Here is an 18258-nt window from a genome sequence, read left to right on the forward strand (position 1 = left end):
TAGAGCAGGTCGTTGAGGCAATGGCCGAAGCGCGACACCATCAGCAGCACCTTCATGCGCTTCTTGGCATCGTGGATCTCGACGTCCATGGCGAACTTCTCGGCGATCGGCTTGAAGCCTTCGGCAAGCGCCGGCCCGCCCACACCTTCTTCCGAGATGAAGGAGACGCGCATGAAGAACATGCCGGTGTCGAGATCGTCGAACTGGCTGGAGTCGACGATGTTGCAGCCCTCTCCGGCCAGATAGTTCGAGATCGCCGCAACGATGCCGCGCATCGATTTGCACGCAACTGTCAATACATAGGTTTTCATTCGAAATAGCCCAATTTTGTGATAGATGCTTCACCCGAAGTCCAGGGTGCGATTAAAGGGTTTGCGCAGCGAGCATGTGCAGGAACGCCTCAAGCTCTTGCCTATCGATTGCGATCTGATGTCCCTTCTCCGGATAGACGCCGGAACGAACGTCCCCGGCAAATTCGGCAAAAGCGGCAACGCGCTCATTCTGCAGCCGATCGAACTCTGCCGCGAAATCGCGGTAGACCTTCGCATGGCGGGGGCGATGGCCGCGATTGCTGCCAAGGACATCATCGGCAAACAGATATTGCGCGTCACATCCTGTTCCCGCACCCATCGAAATCATCAGCATCGATGTCCTTTGGCTGATGGCGGCCGCAACGTCACCAGGCACAACCTCGATTTCGACGGCAAAAGCGCCGGCTTCTTCCAACGCCTTGGTCTGGCGCCAGATTTCAAAAGCGCTGATCGACGTTTTTCCGACGGCACGGAAGCCGCCCGTCCATGTCGCTTTCGAAGGAATGAGGCCAACGTGGCTACAGACGGGAATTCCCTCATCCCGCATTCGTCGAATAATCGCGAGGCTTGCGGCGCAATAAACGGCATCACCTCCGGCTTTCAGTGCCTTGAATGCCTCCCGCATATATTCTTCCGCCGAAACATAGTCGCCATATTCCAGGCCCGGTATTGCAAAGGGGCTTGGTGCGGCTTCACGAAATGCAGGGCCTAAAAGCGCCGGAGGAACGGAAAGCATGTCGATGCCGGCTCTCTCGGCGGCTTCCGCTTCTTCAAGCGAGGTGACGCGCAGCATTGTCAATTGTCGCTTTCCTTTGAGCGACAGGAGATCGGCAACCGTCGGACGATTGTGCTTTTGCATTGGATGTTCCTCGATATGGATGGTTACGCCGCAAGCAGCGACTTCAGCTTGACCGTGCTTGCCGCCAGAGCAGCCTGCTCCGGATGCGCGCGGGCGGCGATCAGCATTTCGGCGAGGCGAATATCACGCGCGATGGCATTGCCGCGTCCGATACCGCTGGCGGCGAGCAGCCTTCCGTCCGCGCCGAGATGAAAGAGGATGAACGCCCCGTCGTCGAGGTCGCGCCGCACATGGGCGACCGCTTCTTCTGCAAGGCCGGCGATCTGCAATGTCAGGTCATATTGATCGGACCAGAACCACGGCACCGCGGATATTTCCGCGGCTCCTTCCAGCATGTTGGCGGCGGCGAGAGTGGCCTGCTCCTGCGCATTGCGCCAGGATTCGAGGCGAACACGCCTTCCGCCATAGAGCGCAAGGGGAAAGGAGCAGCAATCGCCCGCCGCATAGATGTCGGCAATCGAGGTCTCCAGTCGTTCGCTGACGGCGATGCCGTTGTCGATCGCAAGACCTGCTTCTGCGGCGAGCGCGACATTCGGCAGGGCGCCGATGCCAACGAGCAGCAGATCGGCGCTGATGACTTCGCCACCCGCCAGGCGAACGATTGCCTTGTCGGCGTCTTCCTGCACGGCTTTAATGGCCTGCCCGCAGCGTATATCCACTCCTTCCAGACGGTGCCGTTCAGTGATTGCTTCGGCGATTGCCTCAGGAACACCCCGCTTCAAGACCCGGGGCAGACCTTCGATAACGGTGATGTCGGCGCCGCGCATGCGTGCGGTTGCCGCAAGTTCAAGACCGATAAAGCCGCCGCCAATGATGGCGATGTGTCGTCCGGGGTGGAAGACGGCATGCAAGGCCACCGCATCCGCATGGGTTCGCAGCACGCGGATCCGGTGGGAGGTGCCATCGGTGCCGGGAAGGTTGCGCGCAGATGCTCCAGTCGCAAGCAGAAGCTTGTCGTAGGCAAGTGTCTGTCCATCCGAGAGCCCAATCGTCTTCGCAGCGGGATCGATTGCCGTCACTGTGGTATCCAGCCGAAGGTCGATCGATTGCTCCTGGTAATACTCCAATGCTGCAACGAATTTTGGCTCAGGCGCCGCATCCGATCCGCCCTTCGAAAGCGGTGGGCGTTCGTATGGGGCCAGCGGCTCGGCGCCGATGAGGGTGATGTCGCCCTCAAATCCCTTTTCGCGAAGTGCGAAGGCAGCGCGGGCGCCGCATTCTCCGGCTCCGACAATGACGAAATGCGCCACGATAGTCTCCTCAGAGCTCGATAAAGACGGTGCCGTTTTCGACCTTGACCGGATAAGTCTGCAGATTGACGCAGACCGGAGCACCTTTGGCTTCGCCGGTACGGTAGTCGAAGCGGCCATTGTGCTTGGGACATTCGATGATGTTGTCCATGACAAGGCCATCGGCGAGATGGATTTTCTCGTGCGTGCATAAGCCGTCGGTCGCGAAATAATCATCCTCGGGGCTGCGATAGACGGCGAAGGTCCGTCCGTCATGATCGAAACGGATGACATCCTCCTCGTCGATTGCATCAGCGGCGCAGACTTCGATCCAGTTGCTCATGTTTTCCTCCCTTGCAATGTCGATGTTATTGAGCCGCGGCCGGTAGCTCGCCGTGGAATTCCTCGCGATAGGGCCGCGCCGTTGACGGCAGCTCGCGCTTCAGGAAATAGTCCTCGTTGCGCAATTGCCGCAGGAATGCCGGGATCATCTCGCGATAGCCGGACCAGATGGACGGATTGGCGGCCGGCAGATCATGCTTGATCATCGCATGCAGCTTCGGCAGCGCATGATAGGGCACCATCGGGAACATGTGATGTTCGACATGGTAGTTCATGTTCCAGTAGATGAAGCGGCTGACCGGGTTCATCATGACGGTGCGGCTGTTCAGGCGATGATCGATGACATTATCGGCGAGGCCGCCATGCTGCAGCAGGCCGGTCAGAACGTGGTGCCAGGCGCCATAAAGCCGGGGAAGGCCGATCAGCATCAGGGGCAGGATCGAGCCCATGGCGACCGCCGTCGCAATCGTCACGACATAGATCGCAAGCCAGATTCGGGCGATGCGGATCGCTTTCGGCTGCTCCATCTCGGGAATGAAGGTCTTTTCCGCAGCACTGACGAAGCCGGCAGAATTGCGCAGCATGTCGATCATGGCGTACCAGGCATCGAGGATGCCGAAGAAATTCAGAACGAGGCGGAGAAGATCCGGCGGCCTCATGACGGCAATTTCCGGGTCGCGACCGACGATGACGGTATCGGTGTGATGGCGCGCGTGGCTCCAGCGCCATGTCACCGGATTGCGCATGATCATGAAGCAGGCGATCTGATAGACCGTGTCGTTCATCCAGCGTGTCTTGAATGCTGTGCCGTGACCGCATTCATGCCAGCGGCTGTCCGAGGCCGAGCCGTAGAGCACGCCATAGGCCAGGAAGAAAGGAACGCAGATCCACGACCCCCAGAAGTAGACGCCAAGTGTTGCGAAGACCGCCATGCTGCCAAGCCAGATGATGGTGTCGCGGATCGCTGGCGCATCCGAGCGCTGCATCAGCGCCTTCATATCCTTGCGCGCAACATTTGTATGATACCATTCGGCGGCGGCCAGCCCCGTTTCCACCGCCAGTCTGCCGCTTGCGCCGAGCAGATCATAGTCACGCCTGATTATCGTCGTCATCCCTGCCTCCCGCGATGCGCAGAGCGCCTCGTCCTCAATGCCGGAACGATAGATCGACTTTTTGCTTGCCTCAATGCAGGAATGATGGAATCTATCAAAATCTATCATCAAGATAACGCAGAAATGATGAATTCCATCAGGAGCAGCCATGCGTCGCCCCACCATATCGGATCTCGCCAAGGCGTCCGGCGTCAGTGTCGCCACCATCGATCGTGTGCTGAACGGCCGCCTTCCGGTCCGCGAGCAGACGGCACGGCGCGTCTATGAAGCGGCGCAGGACATCGGTTATCATGCCGTCGGCCTCCTGCGTCAGCGCGTCTTCGAAGACGTGCCACGCTATCAGCTCGCATTCCTGTTGCAGAAGCCTACGCAATCATTTTATCAAGCCTTTGCCAAAGAGATCGAAGCCGCTGCGGCGGCGACGACGACAGCGAAGCTGCAGGTGCAAATCGACTATCCGGCTGTCTCGACACCGAGCGTGATCGCGGAGAAAATGCGAGCGCTGGCAGCGCGTAATCAGGCCGTGGCCGTCGTCGCCCCTGATTATCCAGCTGTCGAGGCGATCGTCGACGAGCTCAAGGAAAAGGGGATTCCGGTCTTTTCCGTACTTTCCGACTTTGCCGCGGGCGTTCGGGAGGGATATCTCGGCCTCGACAACAGAAAGGTCGGGAGATCTGCTGCCTGGACGATCGCGCGCACGGCTCGTAAGCCGGGCAAAGTGGCGTGTTTCGTGGGCAGCCACCGTTTTCACGGCCACGAGTTGCGAGAGCTGGGTTTTCGCTCCTATTTCCGCGAGAATGCGCCGGAATTCGAAGTGCTGGAAACGCTTATCAATTTCGACGCCGTCGACGTCACGCATGAGGCGACGCTCGATCTTCTGCAGAAGCATAAAGACCTTATCGGTCTTTATGTCGCCGGCGGCGGAATGGAGGGGGCGATCGCCGCACTCCGGGAGGAAAACCGCGCAGGCGACGTGACCCTCATCGTTAACGAGCTTGTTCCCGAGAGTAAGGGTGCACTGATGGATGGAACCGTTGCAATGGCGATTTGCACTCCGCTGCCTCTTCTGTGCAGAGAGCTCATCACGCAAATGGTGAGTTCAGTCGAAGGAAGCGCGCAAACGACCGCGCGCCAGACTTTTTTCCCGTTCGAGATCTATATCTCCGAGAATATTTGAATGAAGGAAAGCCGGCGATGGCAGGGCCGCGTTGGCAGTGCCGCTACCCACGCCAAAGGGCTAAAACAAGGAGCTCGATCTTATCGATACCAGATCGGACCGAGCCGGCCACAGCCAAGCTCGGCAGGCTCCCTTGCATCGCCGGCTTGGCGATCACCCGGCCTTTAGGGACGATTCGATGAAATCAAACGAAGCTTGGATCGCTTCTCGTGGGTTGGCGAGGTCGTGCACCAGAGGAGAGAAGCATTCGTAGGAAATCGGTCCGACATATCCGGCAGCCCGCAGAGCCTTGATCTGACCTACATTGTCCAGTCGGTCCAATCCGTCGACGAGAACCCGGTGATCGTCTTCCATCTGGTTCAGCTGCAACGTCGGATCAACGACAGCCGATATGTGGACGATCCCGGTATGGTCGGCAAAAATTGGCCCGCCATCCGCCAGGGCGTGATGGAACGTGTCATGGACGAGTTTATAGCGATGTGCTGCGCCGAGCGCATTGATCGCGTCCACCAGCTCCGCCTTGTAGCGCAGCGAGGAACGCTGAAACCCTAGCGGCTCGACCAGCGCGACGAGCTCTGCCTCTTCAAGAAGAGGCAAGATGGCGGCAAGGGACGTTTCGAGATTGGCTTTGCGCTCCTGCGCCTCGGTGCCGATCCCCTCGTTTCGTGGGATCAGGCTGATGGTTTCAGCACCAGCCTCCTTGGCGATTGCAATTAGGTCCCGAACCTTCCGCTCGATATCATCCGACCAGAAATTGAACGGATAGACCTGGGACAGGCCAACGAGCCGCAGACCTCGGTCCCGAACCATTTTGCCTGCCTCGGTCGGCGAAAGGCCGTCAAATAGCTGGCGCTTGAGGTCGTTGCGAACCTCTACTCCCTGGCAGCCGAGAGCAATCGATAGGTCAAGAAAATCGGTGTAGCTAAGATTTGGTGCCGTAATCTGATTGAGTGCCCAGAACATGTTTCCTCCCAAAATCCCGATATTGCTGCTCCGACGGAGCGTGCCACGCGTCTCTAGGCAATGCCAAAAGGTTCGGTGGCGCGCAATCGGGTGGAATTTGGATTAGCGCATCGCTGAGGTTTCTCACGCCTTCTGCGTGAGGTGTTTCACCTCATTTTCAGATGGAAGGAGGTAGAAAAACTTGTGGCTCCAGAAAATGCGCGTCCGGCATTTGAACATGACCTTTAAGCACGCTTTGTGCCATCAGCTCGATGGTGTCCCGGCAAAGCTGCGCCAGAGGAGTGCCGATGACCATTGTTGCATAGCCGTCAGAAAGGGCCGCGCGGCTGACTGAGGTAAGTTCGTTGACGATGAGGGCGACCTCTCCGGGCGTGCGCGTTTCCCGCAGCGCCGCTATTGCGCCTTCCATCCCGCCGCCTGCGACGTAGATGCCTCTCAGGTCCGGATGACGCTCAAGCAAGGCGACCGCGGTTTCATGGGTGAGTTTTCTTGTCTCAAGATTGATGACCGGTTCCAAGATATCGAGATCCGCGCGCAACTGACCCAGGTAGGAACGAAATCCGGCTTCCTTCAATTCGTGTCCCTGCCAGCGATTACTGCCAAGAAAAATCGCCACCTTTCCGGGCTGGCGACTTGCCATGGCGATCATCCATGCCGCCAGGCATCCGGCCTTGTGATTGTCGAGACCGATATAGGTTTGACGCGCGCCGTGGCCGAAATCATTCAGCAGGGCGAAGACGGGAACTCCGTTCTGCCGCAAGCTCCGGGCGGCTTCATTGACAATGCCATGGTTGACCGCAGTGCAAGCTATCGCATCGCTATGCGCGGCAAGTTCCTGCATGATCGCTGCGAAGTCTGCCGGCGACTGAGACGGAGAATATCGAACGGTCACTTCGCCGCGAAAATCCTGACGGTCTGCCACCGCCCGGCTCAGTTCTTCGCTGAAAGACTGATAAAACTCCTGCCTTTCCTTTATGAGCAGAAAGCCAAATCTCACTCTTGTAAGCGGTGCGGTCAGCTGCCGATCAATCAAACCACTCGCATAATAGGCCAGTTTATGCGCTGCTTCTGCGACCTTGCGGACCGTTTCCTCGCGAACGAAGCCCCTCTTGTGAATGACACGATCTACAGTCGCCTTGCTTACCTTCGCCTCTTTGGCGATATCCTCAATTCTTGTCCGCTTCATATAATTCCTGATCAGGTCCTGGGGATTGCTGACCTTGCCTTATTCGCCAGATCCAACAGGCTTCGTCATTGATCGGCAATCTAAGTCAAAGTGAAAGGTGCTCCAAGAGGGGTCAATTGCGCCTCGACCTATCAAAATGTTGATAGTCTACTTCAGTCGCTATCATCTGGCATGGCTGCAACGGTCGCCGTCCGATCGATTAGGGAGAAGGGACATTCCCATGTTTCGATATATCCTTCCTGGCCCCTAGGTCCGGCAGGCATCGATATCCAAAAAACGCATCATGGCAGATTGCGCAGAAACTTGAATGCGCTGCGAGAAAACTAACCGCTCGGCGCAAACATCGCTTCTTGATCGATGCTGATATTAGCGATTTCTTCGCCTCCTACCTCAATGCAACGCCGAACTCGCATCCCAGGAAGGCCAAAATCAGTTTGTTCCTCAAACCATCATCTGAGAGCTCAATGATCGCGATCGCCTTTGGCAAGTACGAGCTCGCCGCCAACGGGATCGAATGATGCTTTTGAAATCTCGAACCGTTCGATCTTGCCAACCAGCACCCAGTAACTCACCACCGCACCTATGACGTGCAATCCGACATAGAGGAGGGCGCCGTGGAAGGAGCCGGTCCCTTCGATAATATAGCCGATTGCGACCGGAGTAATGACCCCGCCGATACTGCCGGCAGCATTGAACAAGCCGCCGGTCAGGCCGATTGCCTCCTTGGGCGCCGTATCGGCAACGACCGTCCATCCGAGCGCCCCGAAGCCCTTGCCGAAAAAGGCCGCGCACATGATCGCCACGACAATGGCATTCACATCCGTATAGTTGCACAGGATGATGGTGGCGCTGAGGCCGAGCCCGATGGTGATCGGGATTTTCCTGGCAAGACTGAGGGAACCGGACTTGCGCAGCAGCCAGTCGGAGAAAAAGCCGGTGGAAACGCCGCCGATGCATCCGAAGATTGCCGGCAGGGATGCCACGAAGCCGGCCTGAAGCATCGAGAAATGTCTTTCCTGAACCAGGTAGCTCGGAAACCAGGAAATGAAGAAGGTCGAAAGCGTCGCGATGCAATATTGGGCAAGGAAAATCCCGAGCAACATGCGATTTGTCAGAATTTGTCGAGCGATCTGTCGAGTGGGAGTTTGCGCCTCGCTCGCTTTGGGCTTTTCTCCTCCAACATCGGTCAGCGCCCCGCCGGCTTTAATATAGGCGATCTCCGCTTTTGTGACCCGCGGATGGCGGCTCGGCGTGAAATAGGCTCTCCACCAGACGAGCGCCAAAACCAATCCGATCACTCCCATGACCGAGAAGATGTGTTCCCAGCCAAGATAATGGAACAGCGCCCCCATCAGGGGCGTGAAGACTGCAAGAGAAAGATATTGAGCCGAGTTGAAGATTGCGCCGGCGACGCCACGTTCGTCCGATGGAAACCATGCGGCGATGATGCGAGCGGAGGCCGGTGTCACCGGTCCCTCCAGGAGTCCCAGCACGAATCTTAGAACGTAGAGTGCGACTACCGGATAGGCAAAATATCCGACGCCGCTGACAAGGGTGATCGCGATTGACCATCCGGCCAGGGAAACCAACATGGCAGCCTTGGCGCCTGTCCGGTCGACGATATAGCCCGATGGGACCTGTGCAATGAAGTAGCTCCACGAGAATGCGGAAAAGAGCCATCCCATATTCACGGCATTGATGCCGAGATCTTTTGCAATGCCGGGGCCTGCGACAGAAAGGGTTGCTCTATCCCCGGTGCTGACCGCCAAGATCACTGTAATGAGCGCCAGCACGATGAACCGTTGGTAGCCGGCGCGGGGCGTGCCAGGTGGAGCGGAAGCATGTGTCTTCATTTAGGAACCTTTCGGAGCATCGGGGGCTCTCCGGGTAGTCGGGTGCTTCTTCTGCAGCTGAAGGGCAATCGGGGAAAAGGGCGGCGCCTGAAGCCGGCTATGACTTGATATCAGCGTCCTAAAGAGCACCACCTGTCGGCGGCGGGGACTGGCTGTTCAATTCCGCCAGGCGTGCCAGATCTCTTTGCATGGCAGATCCTCCTCAAGGCTCCTCAACCTCTTTGGCGATTTCGGCTGCCGAATTGCGATGTCGACAGGAATCTGAAATCTGATATACCAGATGTCACGCTATCGAAGTCATGTCAACGAGATTCAAAAATGATCGAAGCAAAGCAGGGTGTGGGTCGCGTAGCGGCCTTTGAGCGAATTGATCCGGCTTTTCAGCTTACCGTGCGGGACCATGTCTATCGCGCGATTAGAAGTGCAATCCTGTCAGGCGCCTTTGCCACCGGCGAAAGGCTTAACGAGCGACAGCTGGCGGAGCAGTTCGGCGTCAGCACGACGCCGATCAAGGAGGCACTGCGCCAGATCGAAATGGAAGGTTTGGTCGAAACCTTGCCGCGTCGCGGCATTGCGATTAGGTTCAGCATGCAATGGGCCGAAGAGATGATCCTTGCCCGCGCCGCGCTGGAATCGATGATTGCGCGTCTCGCCGCTAAACGCACAGACAAGCCGTCGGGAGCCGAGCTTCTTGCCACGGTGGATTTGATGAAAACGGCCACCAAGTCCGGGGATGCCGATCAGCTGATCGCACTCAACGAGGCGTTTCACGACCACATCCATCGCAGTTCACGCTGTGGCTATCTCGCGAAGCTCATCGAACGTCAGCAATTTTACGACGCAAGCATTCGCCGCATCATTCATCTCGATCCGACGGAGCGGCAGAAGGCCCTTGATGAACATGCCAGCATTGCAGATGCGATCGTTGCCGGCGATGCGGACTTGGCTGAGCGCTTGATGCGCAATCACGTTGTCCGCTCGGGCGAGACCTATCTCAGCATCGTCTTTGGAAAGCAAAAGGCGCCGGAGTAGATTCTGGTACGATTGGAGGACTTCTTTGTTGAGCTGGTAAAGCGGCGACAACGATCACCCTGCAAGCAATGACTGGGAAGAATGGTATTTTGAGCCGGCCGTGACCAAACCTGCTTACAGTGTGGGCCTGCGCGAACTGCAATGCAAGTCGGTCGCAAAGAGCCAATTGCATAGGCCATTTTGTTGCAACTCGCAGCCTCCTGAGGATCGTTTCGCGTATGTATGCCCAGTATGCGAGAGACAAATCTGCATCTCGGAATTTGTTTACATGGCGGTCAAATAAGGATATTCTTTATCCTTGATAGATATATGCCAGCCGTGGGCCTTGGAATGATTTTATGATTTTGAAAAGCCAAGTCGAATGGGCTCTCCATTGTTGCGCCATTCTTGCAGGTTTGCCTGATGGCCGCTATCTCTCCACAAAAGCGCTCGCTGAATTCCATGGGCTTCCCAAGGAATATCTTTCCAAGGCTCTTCAGAGCCTATCTCAGGCCGGGCTTGTCGATACGACACTTGGCCCCTCCGGCGGTTATCGATTGGCGAGACCGCCTGCGGATCTCACTTTTCTGGAGATCGTGGAGGCCGTCGAGGGGCGGCAGCGAACCTTCGTCTGCACCAATATTCGCGCCAACAACCCTTGCCGCCCGAAGGACTATTGCGAGAGCAGCCCTTGTGCGGTGGCGCGCATCATGTGGGAGGCCGACGAAGCGTGGCGCGAGAAACTGCGCGGCGTCAGATTGTCCGATCTCGTCGGCATCCTGTCGAAGGAGATACCGTCGGAACTCTGGAAAAGCTCCTTCGAATGGGTGCTAGAGCGCGCCGGATGAAATCGCCCTGAGCGCTGCCTGTTCCCTCTGTTCGCCTGCGTGGACGCAGACGAGACTATGTGCCGGCATCGCCAATGACACTCCGTTCGTCCTGCAATGTTCATAGATGAGATCGATGATCTCGTTTTGGGCCGATATGCGGCTTGCCGCACTCGCGACGCGGAAGAACAGTTCGACCTCGATGGCGATTGCGTCGATCGTCTTGAGCGCGACGGCCGGCGGCGGGTTCGTGACGATCCTTTCACAGCCCTGCAGGAGAGCAAGCATGACCTCTTCGACGAGCCGCGGCTTGTGAATGGCGGATATTCGTATCGTCAGCGAGATCTGGTGCGATTCGTCCGGGCGGCTGCGATTGGTGACGCCCTGTTTCGCCAGCACGCTGTTCGGCAGGACGACGACGTTATGTCCGCCCGAAAGCAGATTGGTGGAGCGCCAGTTGGTTTCAACGACGCGACCTTCGGTGCCGTCGGCGAGCTGGATCCAGTCGCCGATGACGTAGGCGCGACCGAGTGCCAGCGCGATCCCGGAAAAGACATCGGCAAGCGTGTTCTGCAGCGCCAGGCCGATAATGACGACGATGATGCCTGAAGTGGCAATCAGCGGCCCAACGGGTGCGCCGAAGACGAAGCCGATGACGGATAGGGCGACTCCGAGATAGACGATGCCGACGATCAGATCCTGAAGAAGATGCGCCTCCTGCGGCCGGCGGTTGAGGGTGAGATAGATATGGAGGAAGCCGATCATCGTCCAGGCAAGATGCAGCCACCAGAGGATCCTTGCGGACTTGGCAAGCAGGATGCCGGCATCCTGAAGCTCGTCGTAATCAAAGTGATAAGGCGAGATTCCGGCAAGCCAGAGCACGAGGCTCATGCAGCAAAAGAACAGTATCTGCACGACGAGGCGGGCGGTCGGACGACGGCGCCCCTGGATATGCCAGATGAGAATGCCGGCCAGCCCGAGCAGGTTGATCAGGACGAGCGGCAGAAAATGATGTTCGCCAAACATGATAGGGCTCACCGACGATGATTTCCTCAAACCGGGAAGGGACGGGCGCCTCCGGCACTCGTCCCTCATCCAGCTATTTCTTGATCGGGAAAGTCAGCTCCTTCTGGCTGGTATCGACGACGAAGACGGCCAGCAGCTTGGCGGGCTTGGTCTTGCTGGCATTCTCGCTGACGCCGTGGCGATCGCCCGGCATTTCGGAAAAGTTCTCGCCAGCCTTGAAGACCTTGACCGGGCTATCGTTGACCTGGCTTCGGATCGCCCCTTCCAGGACGGTCGCATAGATGAAGGCCGAATCCGGATGGGTGTGGCCCGAGGAAAAGCCTCCGGGACCGTATTCCACGAGGACGCCCTTGATGCTCTTGCCGGGAACGTTCGGCAGTTCGTGTTCGTAGACAAGCGTGACCTTGGCATCCTTCTCGCCTGCAGCGTGTGCAACGGCGGTGGTGGACACCAGGACGGTGAGGGCGAGGCCGAGAATTGACTTGATCATCTCGAATTCCTTTCTGAAGAGTCGAACAGTTATTTGCGGGCGGAGGTTGCGAACCATTGCTCGAAGGTGATGCGGCCGAGGCGCGGATTGCCGTCGGACACGAGCGAGCCGTCTTCCAGCCTTGCGCCGAAATAGCGGGCTTCCGGATCCGCCACGACCTTGCGGGCATCGCCCATTGCCTTGAGGTAGCGGGCAACGAGCTCATTCAGCCGGACACGTTCTGGACCGGAGATCTCGACGATGCCGTTGATTGCCGCGGAGTTTGCGACGACGGTCATGTTGTCGGCGACGTCGTCGGAAGCGATCGGCTGCACGTAGGCCGGCGACAGGCGCACCGTATCGCCGACCGTGCCGGACTGGGCGATGCCGCTTAGGAATTCCATGAACTGCGTCGAATGGACGATCGTATAGGGAATGCCGGAGTCGCGGATGATCTTTTCCTGGGCGACCTTGGCGCGCATGTAGCCGCTTTCGGGCAGGCGATCGACACCGATGATGGAAAGGGCGATATGATGCTTCACGCCGGCCGTCTTTTCCGCTGCCGCCAGATTGCGGCCTGACGTCTCGAAGAATTCGAGCACCGCCTTGTCCTCGAAGGAGGGCGAGTTTGCGAGATCCATGACGATGGAAGCGCCGGCCAATGCCTCGGCGAGACCTTCGCCGGTAATCGTATTGACGCCGGTGTTCGGAGCGGCGGCGATGACTTCATGGCCTTGCTTGCGAAGGCGGTCGGCCGTCTTTGAACCGATGAGGCCGGTTCCGCCAATGATGACGATTTTCATGAGCTTCTCCATTCGCGGCTGCGTCATGCGCCGCATTGTTCGTTCGTTTCTGTATGATGGGTTGCAGGTCGGGCGGTTCGGACGACGCTTTATGTCCGCTCGGCTGAGCCGGGCGCGGCCCTGACGGCTGCACGCCGGCCCGGCACTTGCTCACCAGGAAGTTAGTAGTCCCAGAATACCGGTACCCAACGGAAGACATCGCCGTCGGCTGCCACGTGGCCGACCGACGGGAACGGCATATGGGTCGCCACCAGAAGTCCGCCGGTCTCGGCCAGCTCCCGCAGAAGACGGACACGGACGCGGGCAGCCTCCTCCGGATCGTGTTCGAAGCCGTTGTGCCAATCGGGATGTTCGAAGCCGACCGCGAACACGGCATCGCCTGCAAACATCAGCCGGTCCTTGCCGGAGGCGACGCGGACCACGCTATGCCCGGGTGTGTGGCCGCCGGTTCGGGAGACGACCACGCCCGGCGCCACCTGGAATTCATCATCGAACAGTTTCAGCTGGTTTTCATACTCTTTTCTGAACTGCTTCGCGGCCGCCCGAAGCGCATCCGGGAAGCCGGGCGGCATTGACACATGGGAGAAGTCGGGCGCTTCCCAGAATTTGACCTCTGCCGCCGCCACATGGATCCTGAGGTCCGGACGCAGCCGCTCCTTCACTCCATCGACGAGCAGCCCGCCAACATGATCCATATGCATGTGGGTCAACACCACGTCGGTCACGGATCCAAGATCGATGCCGGCGGCTTCCAGCCGCTTGATCAGTTGTCCGGCCCGCGGCAGGTTCAATTCCGGGTCCAGCCCCAGGCCGGCGTCGATGAGGATGGTCTGCTTGCCGCTGCGCACCACGACCGCGTTCAGCGCCCAGTCGAAAGCGTCCTGCGGCAGGAACATGTCGTTTAGCCATGCCGCGCGCTCGGCCGGGTCGGCATTATGTCCCAGCATCTTGGTCGGCAGCGGCAACACGCCGTCGCTGATCACGAGCACCTCGATGTCGCCGATCTGCACTGCGTAGCGCGACGGGACCAGTTCGTCAGGGTTTGATTTAGCGGGATGAGAAGTGTCCAGGTCCATGTTTGTCTCCTGTTGTTCGAGATCTTGGAACCGATTTGGCCGGCTCCACGGTTGAAACGATTGTCATGAGATATCTTGGTCGAGGCCGCCTGAACGGCCGCGCATCGTTTGCCGAAGCCTTTGTGAGAGGCTTAGTTGAGGCCGGCCCTGTCGAGGCCGTAGGCCTTGTCGGCCGAGCCCGGCACGGTCTTGAAGGCGATGCTGGCGCGGTTCCAGGCATTGATGACCATGACTACGAAGGTGAGATCGGAGATTTCCTTCTCGGAAAGCTGGCCGCGTACGCGCTCGTAGAGCTCGTCGGGAATGCCGCCTTCATGCAGTTTCGTCACCGCTTCGGTCCAGGCGAGCGCGGCGCGCTCCCGAGGAATGAAGAGATTGGATTCCCGCCAGACGGCTATGTGGTGGAGCCGGAGTTCGCTCTCGCCATGGATCTTGGCTTCCTTGACATGCATGTCCAGGCAGAAAGCGCAGCCGTTGATCTGCGATGCGCGGATGTGAACGAGATCCTGGATCTTCTGTTCGATGGCGCTGTCCTTCAGAGCCATGCTGAGTTCCGAGAGTTTCCTGAAGAGTTCCGGTGATTGCTGGGCATAATTCAAACGCTGGGTCATGGTCGCCTCCGTTATTAAGGATATAAAGTGTCCTTATGGATAAAGAATATCCTTAATTACTGGACAGTAAAGTCCTTCCGGGCTAAGGTTCGAACATAAGGCCTATGCCGAAAAGTATGGGGTGGGGATGGATATCGTATGCGCGTTGCAAACATTCATGCGGGTGGTGGAGACTGGCTCCTTTTCCGCCGCAGCGATTGATCTCAGGCTGACGCAGCCTGCTGTTTCACGCCAGGTTTCGGCGCTGGAAGCGCATCTCAACACACGTCTGCTGCATCGCACGACCACCGCGCTGGCGCTGACGGCGGAGGGGGAGCAGATCATCCCGATGGCACTCAAGGTCATCGAAGCGGTCGAGGCGCTTAGCGAAACCATATGTCAGGATGGCGGGCGCGTAGCTGGCAAGGTACGACTGGCGCTGCCGACACCGCTCGGGCTTTACGTCAGCGACCGGCTTGGGATGCTGCTCGAACGGCATCGGGGACTTTCCGTCGACTTGCTCTTTCGCGAGGAACCGTCCGACCTGGTCGAAGAGGGGATCGATCTCGAGGTACGGCTTGGAACGGTTGCGGACTGCAGTCTGATGTGCCGCAGAATTGGGTGGACGACGGCCTTTCTCGTTGCCGCGCCTTCCTATCTACAAGAGCGGGCAGCACCCAAAACGCCCGACGATGTCAGCGCTCATGATTGCATCTGTTACAGTCGTGCCGGAAACGGCCGGGCATGGTCGTTCTCAAATGGCGCGGAGGACGTTACCGTGCGGATCGCGCCGCGCCTCTTCGCCAGCAATGCGGTTGCCGTCCACCGTGCCGTGCTGGCCGGCAACGGGATTGCCGTACTTTCCCACATTCTTGTCGGGTCCGACATCGGGGACGGCAGGTTGGTGAACGTCATGCCAGACTTTCCGCCGAGCCGGGTCGCCATCAGCGTCGTCTACCCATCGCGTCGGAACCTGCCGTTGCGCATCAGGACGGTTCTCGATTTCCTGATTGAGATAGTCGGCAAGGATCCGCTGATGGCGCCCGCGTCTTCTCATTGATTGCTTGGATGGCGCTCGGATTGTCGAACGTCACCCGTATAAAAAGTGGGATTCACGCTCGCTTGAGATATCGCCACGCCGCCATGCTGCCGAAGAGCTGAATACCGCCGCCGCAAAACATGGCGACGATGAACCCGAAAGCGGGCTCCGGGAAGAACGCGTAGACGGATCCGAGTGCGGCCACGCCGATGGTTGCGCCAACCATGCGTGCGACGTTGATCAGTGCGCTCGCAGTTCCGGCGCGCTCACGGACGACACTCGAAACCGCGACTGCTGTGAGAGGTCCGGTCGCCATGCCCATCCCGATACCGGTCAGCAGCAGGCCGAATTCCTCGGCGATGAACAGGTTACCGTCAAGAGCAATGCCGAGCACAAGGTTCCCCAGTCCTATCGTCGCCAACCCGATGCTGATAGTGTGCCGTTTTCCCAGATGTTCCGAGAAGAAGCCAGAAAAGGGTGAGATTGCTACGAAGCTAAGTGCCATGGGCAATAGTGCCAGCCCTACCGCGATTGGAGAGAGTCGATTGAGGCTGAGCGAGGCGAGGGGAAACAGAAAGAGCGTCCCGTACATGCCGAACGTCATGGCGGCCGTTCCCGCCATCGCCCCGCTGAACCGCCCGGTGGAAAACATCGACAGCGGCACGAGAGCCCGCTGATCGAGGCGTCGTTCCACCAGGATAAAAAACGCCAGCAAACCGAAGCCGCAAAGTGCCAGCAGGATCGTCCAGACTATCGGAAAATGCGAGGACTCGATTGCCGCCAGAGTGATGGCAGCCAGCGACGAGATGCCCAATAGCTGACCCAGCGTGTCGAACGATCGTCCCTTTTTATCTGCACTTTCCACGATCCAAAGCAATGCTCCGGCAGCCGCCGCCACGCCGATGGGAACCACGACGAGGAAGACAGCCCGCCAACCGAAATTATGGATCAGATATCCGCCAAGACTTGGTCCGATGGCAAGCGACATGCCGTTGCAGCCGGCCCAGATACCGAGCGCTCGGCCGCGAATCCGCTCGTCCGGATAGATCACTCGAATGAGCGAGAGAGAGGCCGGTATCAGAAAGGCCGATCCGAGGCCGGTTATCGCTCTGGCGCCGATCAGAATCGTGATCGTCGGAGCCAAGGCGCATCCAAGACTTGCGATTGTGAAGATAACGCAACCGATGACGAAAATCAGGCGACGTCCGTAAAGATCAGCAAGCAGACCGCCACTGATCAGAAGTGCGGCGTAGACGAGATTATAGGCGTCGACGACCCATTGCATCTGGGTCACGGAAGCCTGAAGGCTCTTGCCGATTGGTTGGACAGCCAGATTGACAACCGATGTGTCGACCTGCGCAACGATCACGCCCAGGCAGAGAATGGTCAGAGGGGCAGGATGCAGTTCCGAAGGCCGGCTGTCGCGCTGTTCGATTGAATGCATGACATTTCCTCACGGAAACAAACGTCGCGCAGCTTATTTGGTTTCCACCTTGACGGTATCGAAGTGGGCACTCATGCCTGGAACAAGCCTGTTGCGCGCAAGTTCGGAAGCTTTCCACGGGAGAACGGACCATGTCTTCCTACAAAGACCGCCCTGTCATCAGCGATTTTCAACATCCCGGCCAGGCGCCGACCGGCGACCCGTTCATGGGAACGATCAACAATGAACTCGCCGACAAGGGCTTTCTCGTCACGAGCACGGACGAGTTCGTCAGTTGGGCGCGCACCGGATCGCTGATGTGGATGACGTTCGGGCTTGCCTGTTGCGCCATCGAGATGATGCAGATGTCGATGCCGCGCTATGATGTGGAACGCATTGGCGCCGCGCCGAGAGGTAGCCCGCGGCAGTCGGATCTGATGATCGTTGCCGGTACCGTGTGCAACAAGATGGCGCCGGCGCTGCGCAAGGTCTATGACCAGATGCCCGAGCCGCGTTACGTGATCTCCATGGGATCATGCGCCAATGGCGGCGGCTATTATCACTATTCCTATTCGGTGGTACGCGGATGCGATCGGATCATTCCGATCGATATTTATGTGCCTGGTTGCCCGCCAACAGCAGAGGCCTTGCTTTACGGAATTCTGCTTCTCCAGCGCAAGATTCGCCGCAACGGTACAATCGAACGATAGCCGTCGGCCTTACTCTCCGTGGCGGCGTCGCGGCGCTGTGAGGTTAAGATTCTCATGGAATAAGCATCAAGATGCAGCCGTTCCCTTAGCAGGTGCATGGAATATCGAAGCTTCAAGAAATGGAAGAGGCCTGTAATCTGCTGCCGAAACCTTACCGTGTCGTGCTTGAATATGTGGTCATAGAGGGGCGCTCCTATGATGCCGCTGCCGATGCGTGGCGTCAGCTATCTTTGCCGCGGATCCCGAACAGTG

At 58.3% G+C, this 18258-nt stretch carries 18 protein-coding genes and 1 pseudogene; 5 read left to right on the forward strand and 14 right to left on the reverse strand.

Features of this window, described 5'->3' with window-relative positions; translation table 11 throughout:
- The 5 genes and pseudogenes from purU to PH562_RS19480 all read right to left on the reverse strand — a co-directional run.
- Positions 1–311, reverse strand: a pseudogene (gene purU, locus PH562_RS19460) (formyltetrahydrofolate deformylase); the annotation flags it as partial.
- 52 nt (positions 312–363) lie between these two features.
- The gene (locus PH562_RS19465) at positions 364–1170 is read right to left on the reverse strand and encodes a 3-methyl-2-oxobutanoate hydroxymethyltransferase (protein WP_285174922.1); all 807 of its coding nucleotides are present in this window, start codon (positions 1168–1170) and stop codon (positions 364–366) included.
- 23 nt (positions 1171–1193) lie between these two features.
- On the reverse strand, positions 1194–2420 hold the full coding sequence (locus PH562_RS19470; protein WP_285174924.1) for an NAD(P)/FAD-dependent oxidoreductase: 1227 nt from the start codon (positions 2418–2420) through the stop codon (positions 1194–1196).
- Between the two features lie 10 nt (positions 2421–2430).
- On the reverse strand, positions 2431–2742 hold the full coding sequence (locus PH562_RS19475; RefSeq protein WP_285174926.1) for a MocE family 2Fe-2S type ferredoxin: 312 nt from the start codon (positions 2740–2742) through the stop codon (positions 2431–2433).
- 25 nt (positions 2743–2767) lie between these two features.
- A complete protein-coding gene (locus PH562_RS19480) occupies positions 2768–3853 on the reverse strand; it encodes a fatty acid desaturase family protein (RefSeq protein WP_285174927.1) in 1086 nt (361 codons plus the stop codon).
- A 148-nt stretch (positions 3854–4001) separates the two neighbouring features.
- On the opposite strand from PH562_RS19480, the gene PH562_RS19485 reads away from it, so the two are divergent.
- Positions 4002–5030 (forward strand): LacI family DNA-binding transcriptional regulator, encoded by a 1029-nt coding sequence (locus tag PH562_RS19485; RefSeq protein WP_285174928.1) that lies wholly within the window; start codon positions 4002–4004, stop codon positions 5028–5030.
- Between the two features lie 153 nt (positions 5031–5183).
- Here the strand turns inward: PH562_RS19485 and PH562_RS19490 are convergent, their stop codons facing one another.
- From PH562_RS19490 to PH562_RS19500, 3 genes are all read right to left on the reverse strand, one after another.
- Positions 5184–5993 (reverse strand): TIM barrel protein, encoded by an 810-nt coding sequence (locus PH562_RS19490; RefSeq protein ID WP_285174930.1) that lies wholly within the window; start codon positions 5991–5993, stop codon positions 5184–5186.
- A 157-nt stretch (positions 5994–6150) separates the two neighbouring features.
- Positions 6151–7179, reverse strand: a complete 1029-nt coding sequence (locus PH562_RS19495) for a LacI family DNA-binding transcriptional regulator (protein ID WP_285174932.1) — start codon at positions 7177–7179, stop codon at positions 6151–6153.
- 461 nt (positions 7180–7640) lie between these two features.
- Positions 7641–9032, reverse strand: coding sequence for an MFS transporter (locus PH562_RS19500; RefSeq protein WP_285174934.1), 1392 nt, complete (start codon positions 9030–9032; stop codon positions 7641–7643).
- A gap of 318 nt (positions 9033–9350) precedes the next feature.
- Between PH562_RS19500 and PH562_RS19505 the strand changes: the two genes are divergently transcribed.
- Together PH562_RS19505 and PH562_RS19510 are read left to right on the forward strand one after the other, a co-directional pair.
- Positions 9351–10064, forward strand: a complete 714-nt coding sequence (locus PH562_RS19505) for a GntR family transcriptional regulator (protein ID WP_285174936.1) — start codon at positions 9351–9353, stop codon at positions 10062–10064.
- Positions 10065–10402: 338 nt separating this feature from the next.
- Entirely contained in the window at positions 10403–10891 is a 489-nt protein-coding gene (locus tag PH562_RS19510) for an RrF2 family transcriptional regulator (protein ID WP_113228817.1), read from the forward strand.
- Here PH562_RS19510 and PH562_RS19515 read toward each other — a convergent pair.
- The 5 genes from PH562_RS19515 to PH562_RS19535 form a co-directional block, all read right to left on the reverse strand.
- Positions 10874–11896: a mechanosensitive ion channel family protein gene (locus tag PH562_RS19515; RefSeq protein ID WP_285174939.1), complete on the reverse strand. Its 1023-nt coding sequence runs from the start codon at positions 11894–11896 to the stop codon at positions 10874–10876. The two genes, PH562_RS19510 and PH562_RS19515, sit on opposite strands and share 18 nt — an antisense overlap.
- Before the next feature lie 73 nt (positions 11897–11969).
- Positions 11970–12386, reverse strand: a complete 417-nt coding sequence (locus PH562_RS19520; RefSeq protein WP_285174941.1) for a cupin domain-containing protein — start codon at positions 12384–12386, stop codon at positions 11970–11972.
- Positions 12387–12415: 29 nt separating this feature from the next.
- A complete protein-coding gene (locus PH562_RS19525) occupies positions 12416–13168 on the reverse strand; it encodes an SDR family oxidoreductase (protein ID WP_095437568.1) in 753 nt (250 codons plus the stop codon).
- Positions 13169–13329: 161 nt separating this feature from the next.
- A complete protein-coding gene (locus tag PH562_RS19530) occupies positions 13330–14244 on the reverse strand; it encodes an MBL fold metallo-hydrolase (protein ID WP_285174942.1) in 915 nt (304 codons plus the stop codon).
- 131 nt (positions 14245–14375) lie between these two features.
- Complete coding sequence (locus PH562_RS19535; protein WP_285174944.1) at positions 14376–14855, reverse strand: carboxymuconolactone decarboxylase family protein; 480 nt, start codon at positions 14853–14855, stop codon at positions 14376–14378.
- A gap of 127 nt (positions 14856–14982) precedes the next feature.
- Here PH562_RS19535 and PH562_RS19540 point away from each other — a divergent pair, with 127 nt between their 5' ends.
- Complete coding sequence (locus PH562_RS19540) at positions 14983–15894, forward strand: LysR family transcriptional regulator (RefSeq protein WP_285174946.1); 912 nt, start codon at positions 14983–14985, stop codon at positions 15892–15894.
- A 52-nt stretch (positions 15895–15946) separates the two neighbouring features.
- Here the strand turns inward: PH562_RS19540 and PH562_RS19545 are convergent, their stop codons facing one another.
- Positions 15947–17317, reverse strand: coding sequence for an MFS transporter (locus tag PH562_RS19545; RefSeq protein WP_285174949.1), 1371 nt, complete (start codon positions 17315–17317; stop codon positions 15947–15949).
- Positions 17318–17448: 131 nt separating this feature from the next.
- Between PH562_RS19545 and PH562_RS19550 the strand changes: the two genes are divergently transcribed.
- Positions 17449–18006, forward strand: a complete 558-nt coding sequence (locus PH562_RS19550) for a NuoB/complex I 20 kDa subunit family protein (protein ID WP_069615666.1) — start codon at positions 17449–17451, stop codon at positions 18004–18006.
- Positions 18007–18258 lie beyond the last annotated feature (252 nt).

This window comes from Rhizobium centroccidentale (assembly GCF_030182565.1).
In the GTDB taxonomy this organism is placed as follows: domain Bacteria; phylum Pseudomonadota; class Alphaproteobacteria; order Rhizobiales; family Rhizobiaceae; genus Rhizobium.

Excerpts from the sequence above, each read along its gene's own strand:
- PH562_RS19535 (WP_285174944.1), bottom strand. The coding sequence starts at position 14,855 with ATGACCCAGCGTTTGAATTATGCCCAGCAATCACCGGAACTCTTCAGG.
- PH562_RS19530 (WP_285174942.1), bottom strand. The coding sequence starts at position 14,244 with ATGGACCTGGACACTTCTCATCCCGCTAAATCAAACCCTGACGAACTG.
- PH562_RS19465 (WP_285174922.1), bottom strand. The coding sequence starts at position 1,170 with ATGCAAAAGCACAATCGTCCGACGGTTGCCGATCTCCTGTCGCTCAAA.
- PH562_RS19495 (WP_285174932.1), bottom strand. The coding sequence starts at position 7,179 with ATGAAGCGGACAAGAATTGAGGATATCGCCAAAGAGGCGAAGGTAAGC.
- PH562_RS19485 (WP_285174928.1), top strand. The coding sequence starts at position 4,002 with ATGCGTCGCCCCACCATATCGGATCTCGCCAAGGCGTCCGGCGTCAGT.
- PH562_RS19480 (WP_285174927.1), bottom strand. The coding sequence starts at position 3,853 with ATGACGACGATAATCAGGCGTGACTATGATCTGCTCGGCGCAAGCGGC.
- PH562_RS19475 (WP_285174926.1), bottom strand. The coding sequence starts at position 2,742 with ATGAGCAACTGGATCGAAGTCTGCGCCGCTGATGCAATCGACGAGGAG.
- PH562_RS19490 (WP_285174930.1), bottom strand. The coding sequence starts at position 5,993 with ATGTTCTGGGCACTCAATCAGATTACGGCACCAAATCTTAGCTACACC.
- PH562_RS19505 (WP_285174936.1), top strand. The coding sequence starts at position 9,351 with ATGATCGAAGCAAAGCAGGGTGTGGGTCGCGTAGCGGCCTTTGAGCGA.
- PH562_RS19510 (WP_113228817.1), top strand. The coding sequence starts at position 10,403 with ATGATTTTGAAAAGCCAAGTCGAATGGGCTCTCCATTGTTGCGCCATT.
- PH562_RS19540 (WP_285174946.1), top strand. The coding sequence starts at position 14,983 with ATGGATATCGTATGCGCGTTGCAAACATTCATGCGGGTGGTGGAGACT.
- PH562_RS19525 (WP_095437568.1), bottom strand. The coding sequence starts at position 13,168 with ATGAAAATCGTCATCATTGGCGGAACCGGCCTCATCGGTTCAAAGACG.
- PH562_RS19545 (WP_285174949.1), bottom strand. The coding sequence starts at position 17,317 with ATGCATTCAATCGAACAGCGCGACAGCCGGCCTTCGGAACTGCATCCT.
- PH562_RS19500 (WP_285174934.1), bottom strand. The coding sequence starts at position 9,032 with ATGAAGACACATGCTTCCGCTCCACCTGGCACGCCCCGCGCCGGCTAC.
- PH562_RS19520 (WP_285174941.1), bottom strand. The coding sequence starts at position 12,386 with ATGATCAAGTCAATTCTCGGCCTCGCCCTCACCGTCCTGGTGTCCACC.
- PH562_RS19550 (WP_069615666.1), top strand. The coding sequence starts at position 17,449 with ATGTCTTCCTACAAAGACCGCCCTGTCATCAGCGATTTTCAACATCCC.
- PH562_RS19515 (WP_285174939.1), bottom strand. The coding sequence starts at position 11,896 with ATGTTTGGCGAACATCATTTTCTGCCGCTCGTCCTGATCAACCTGCTC.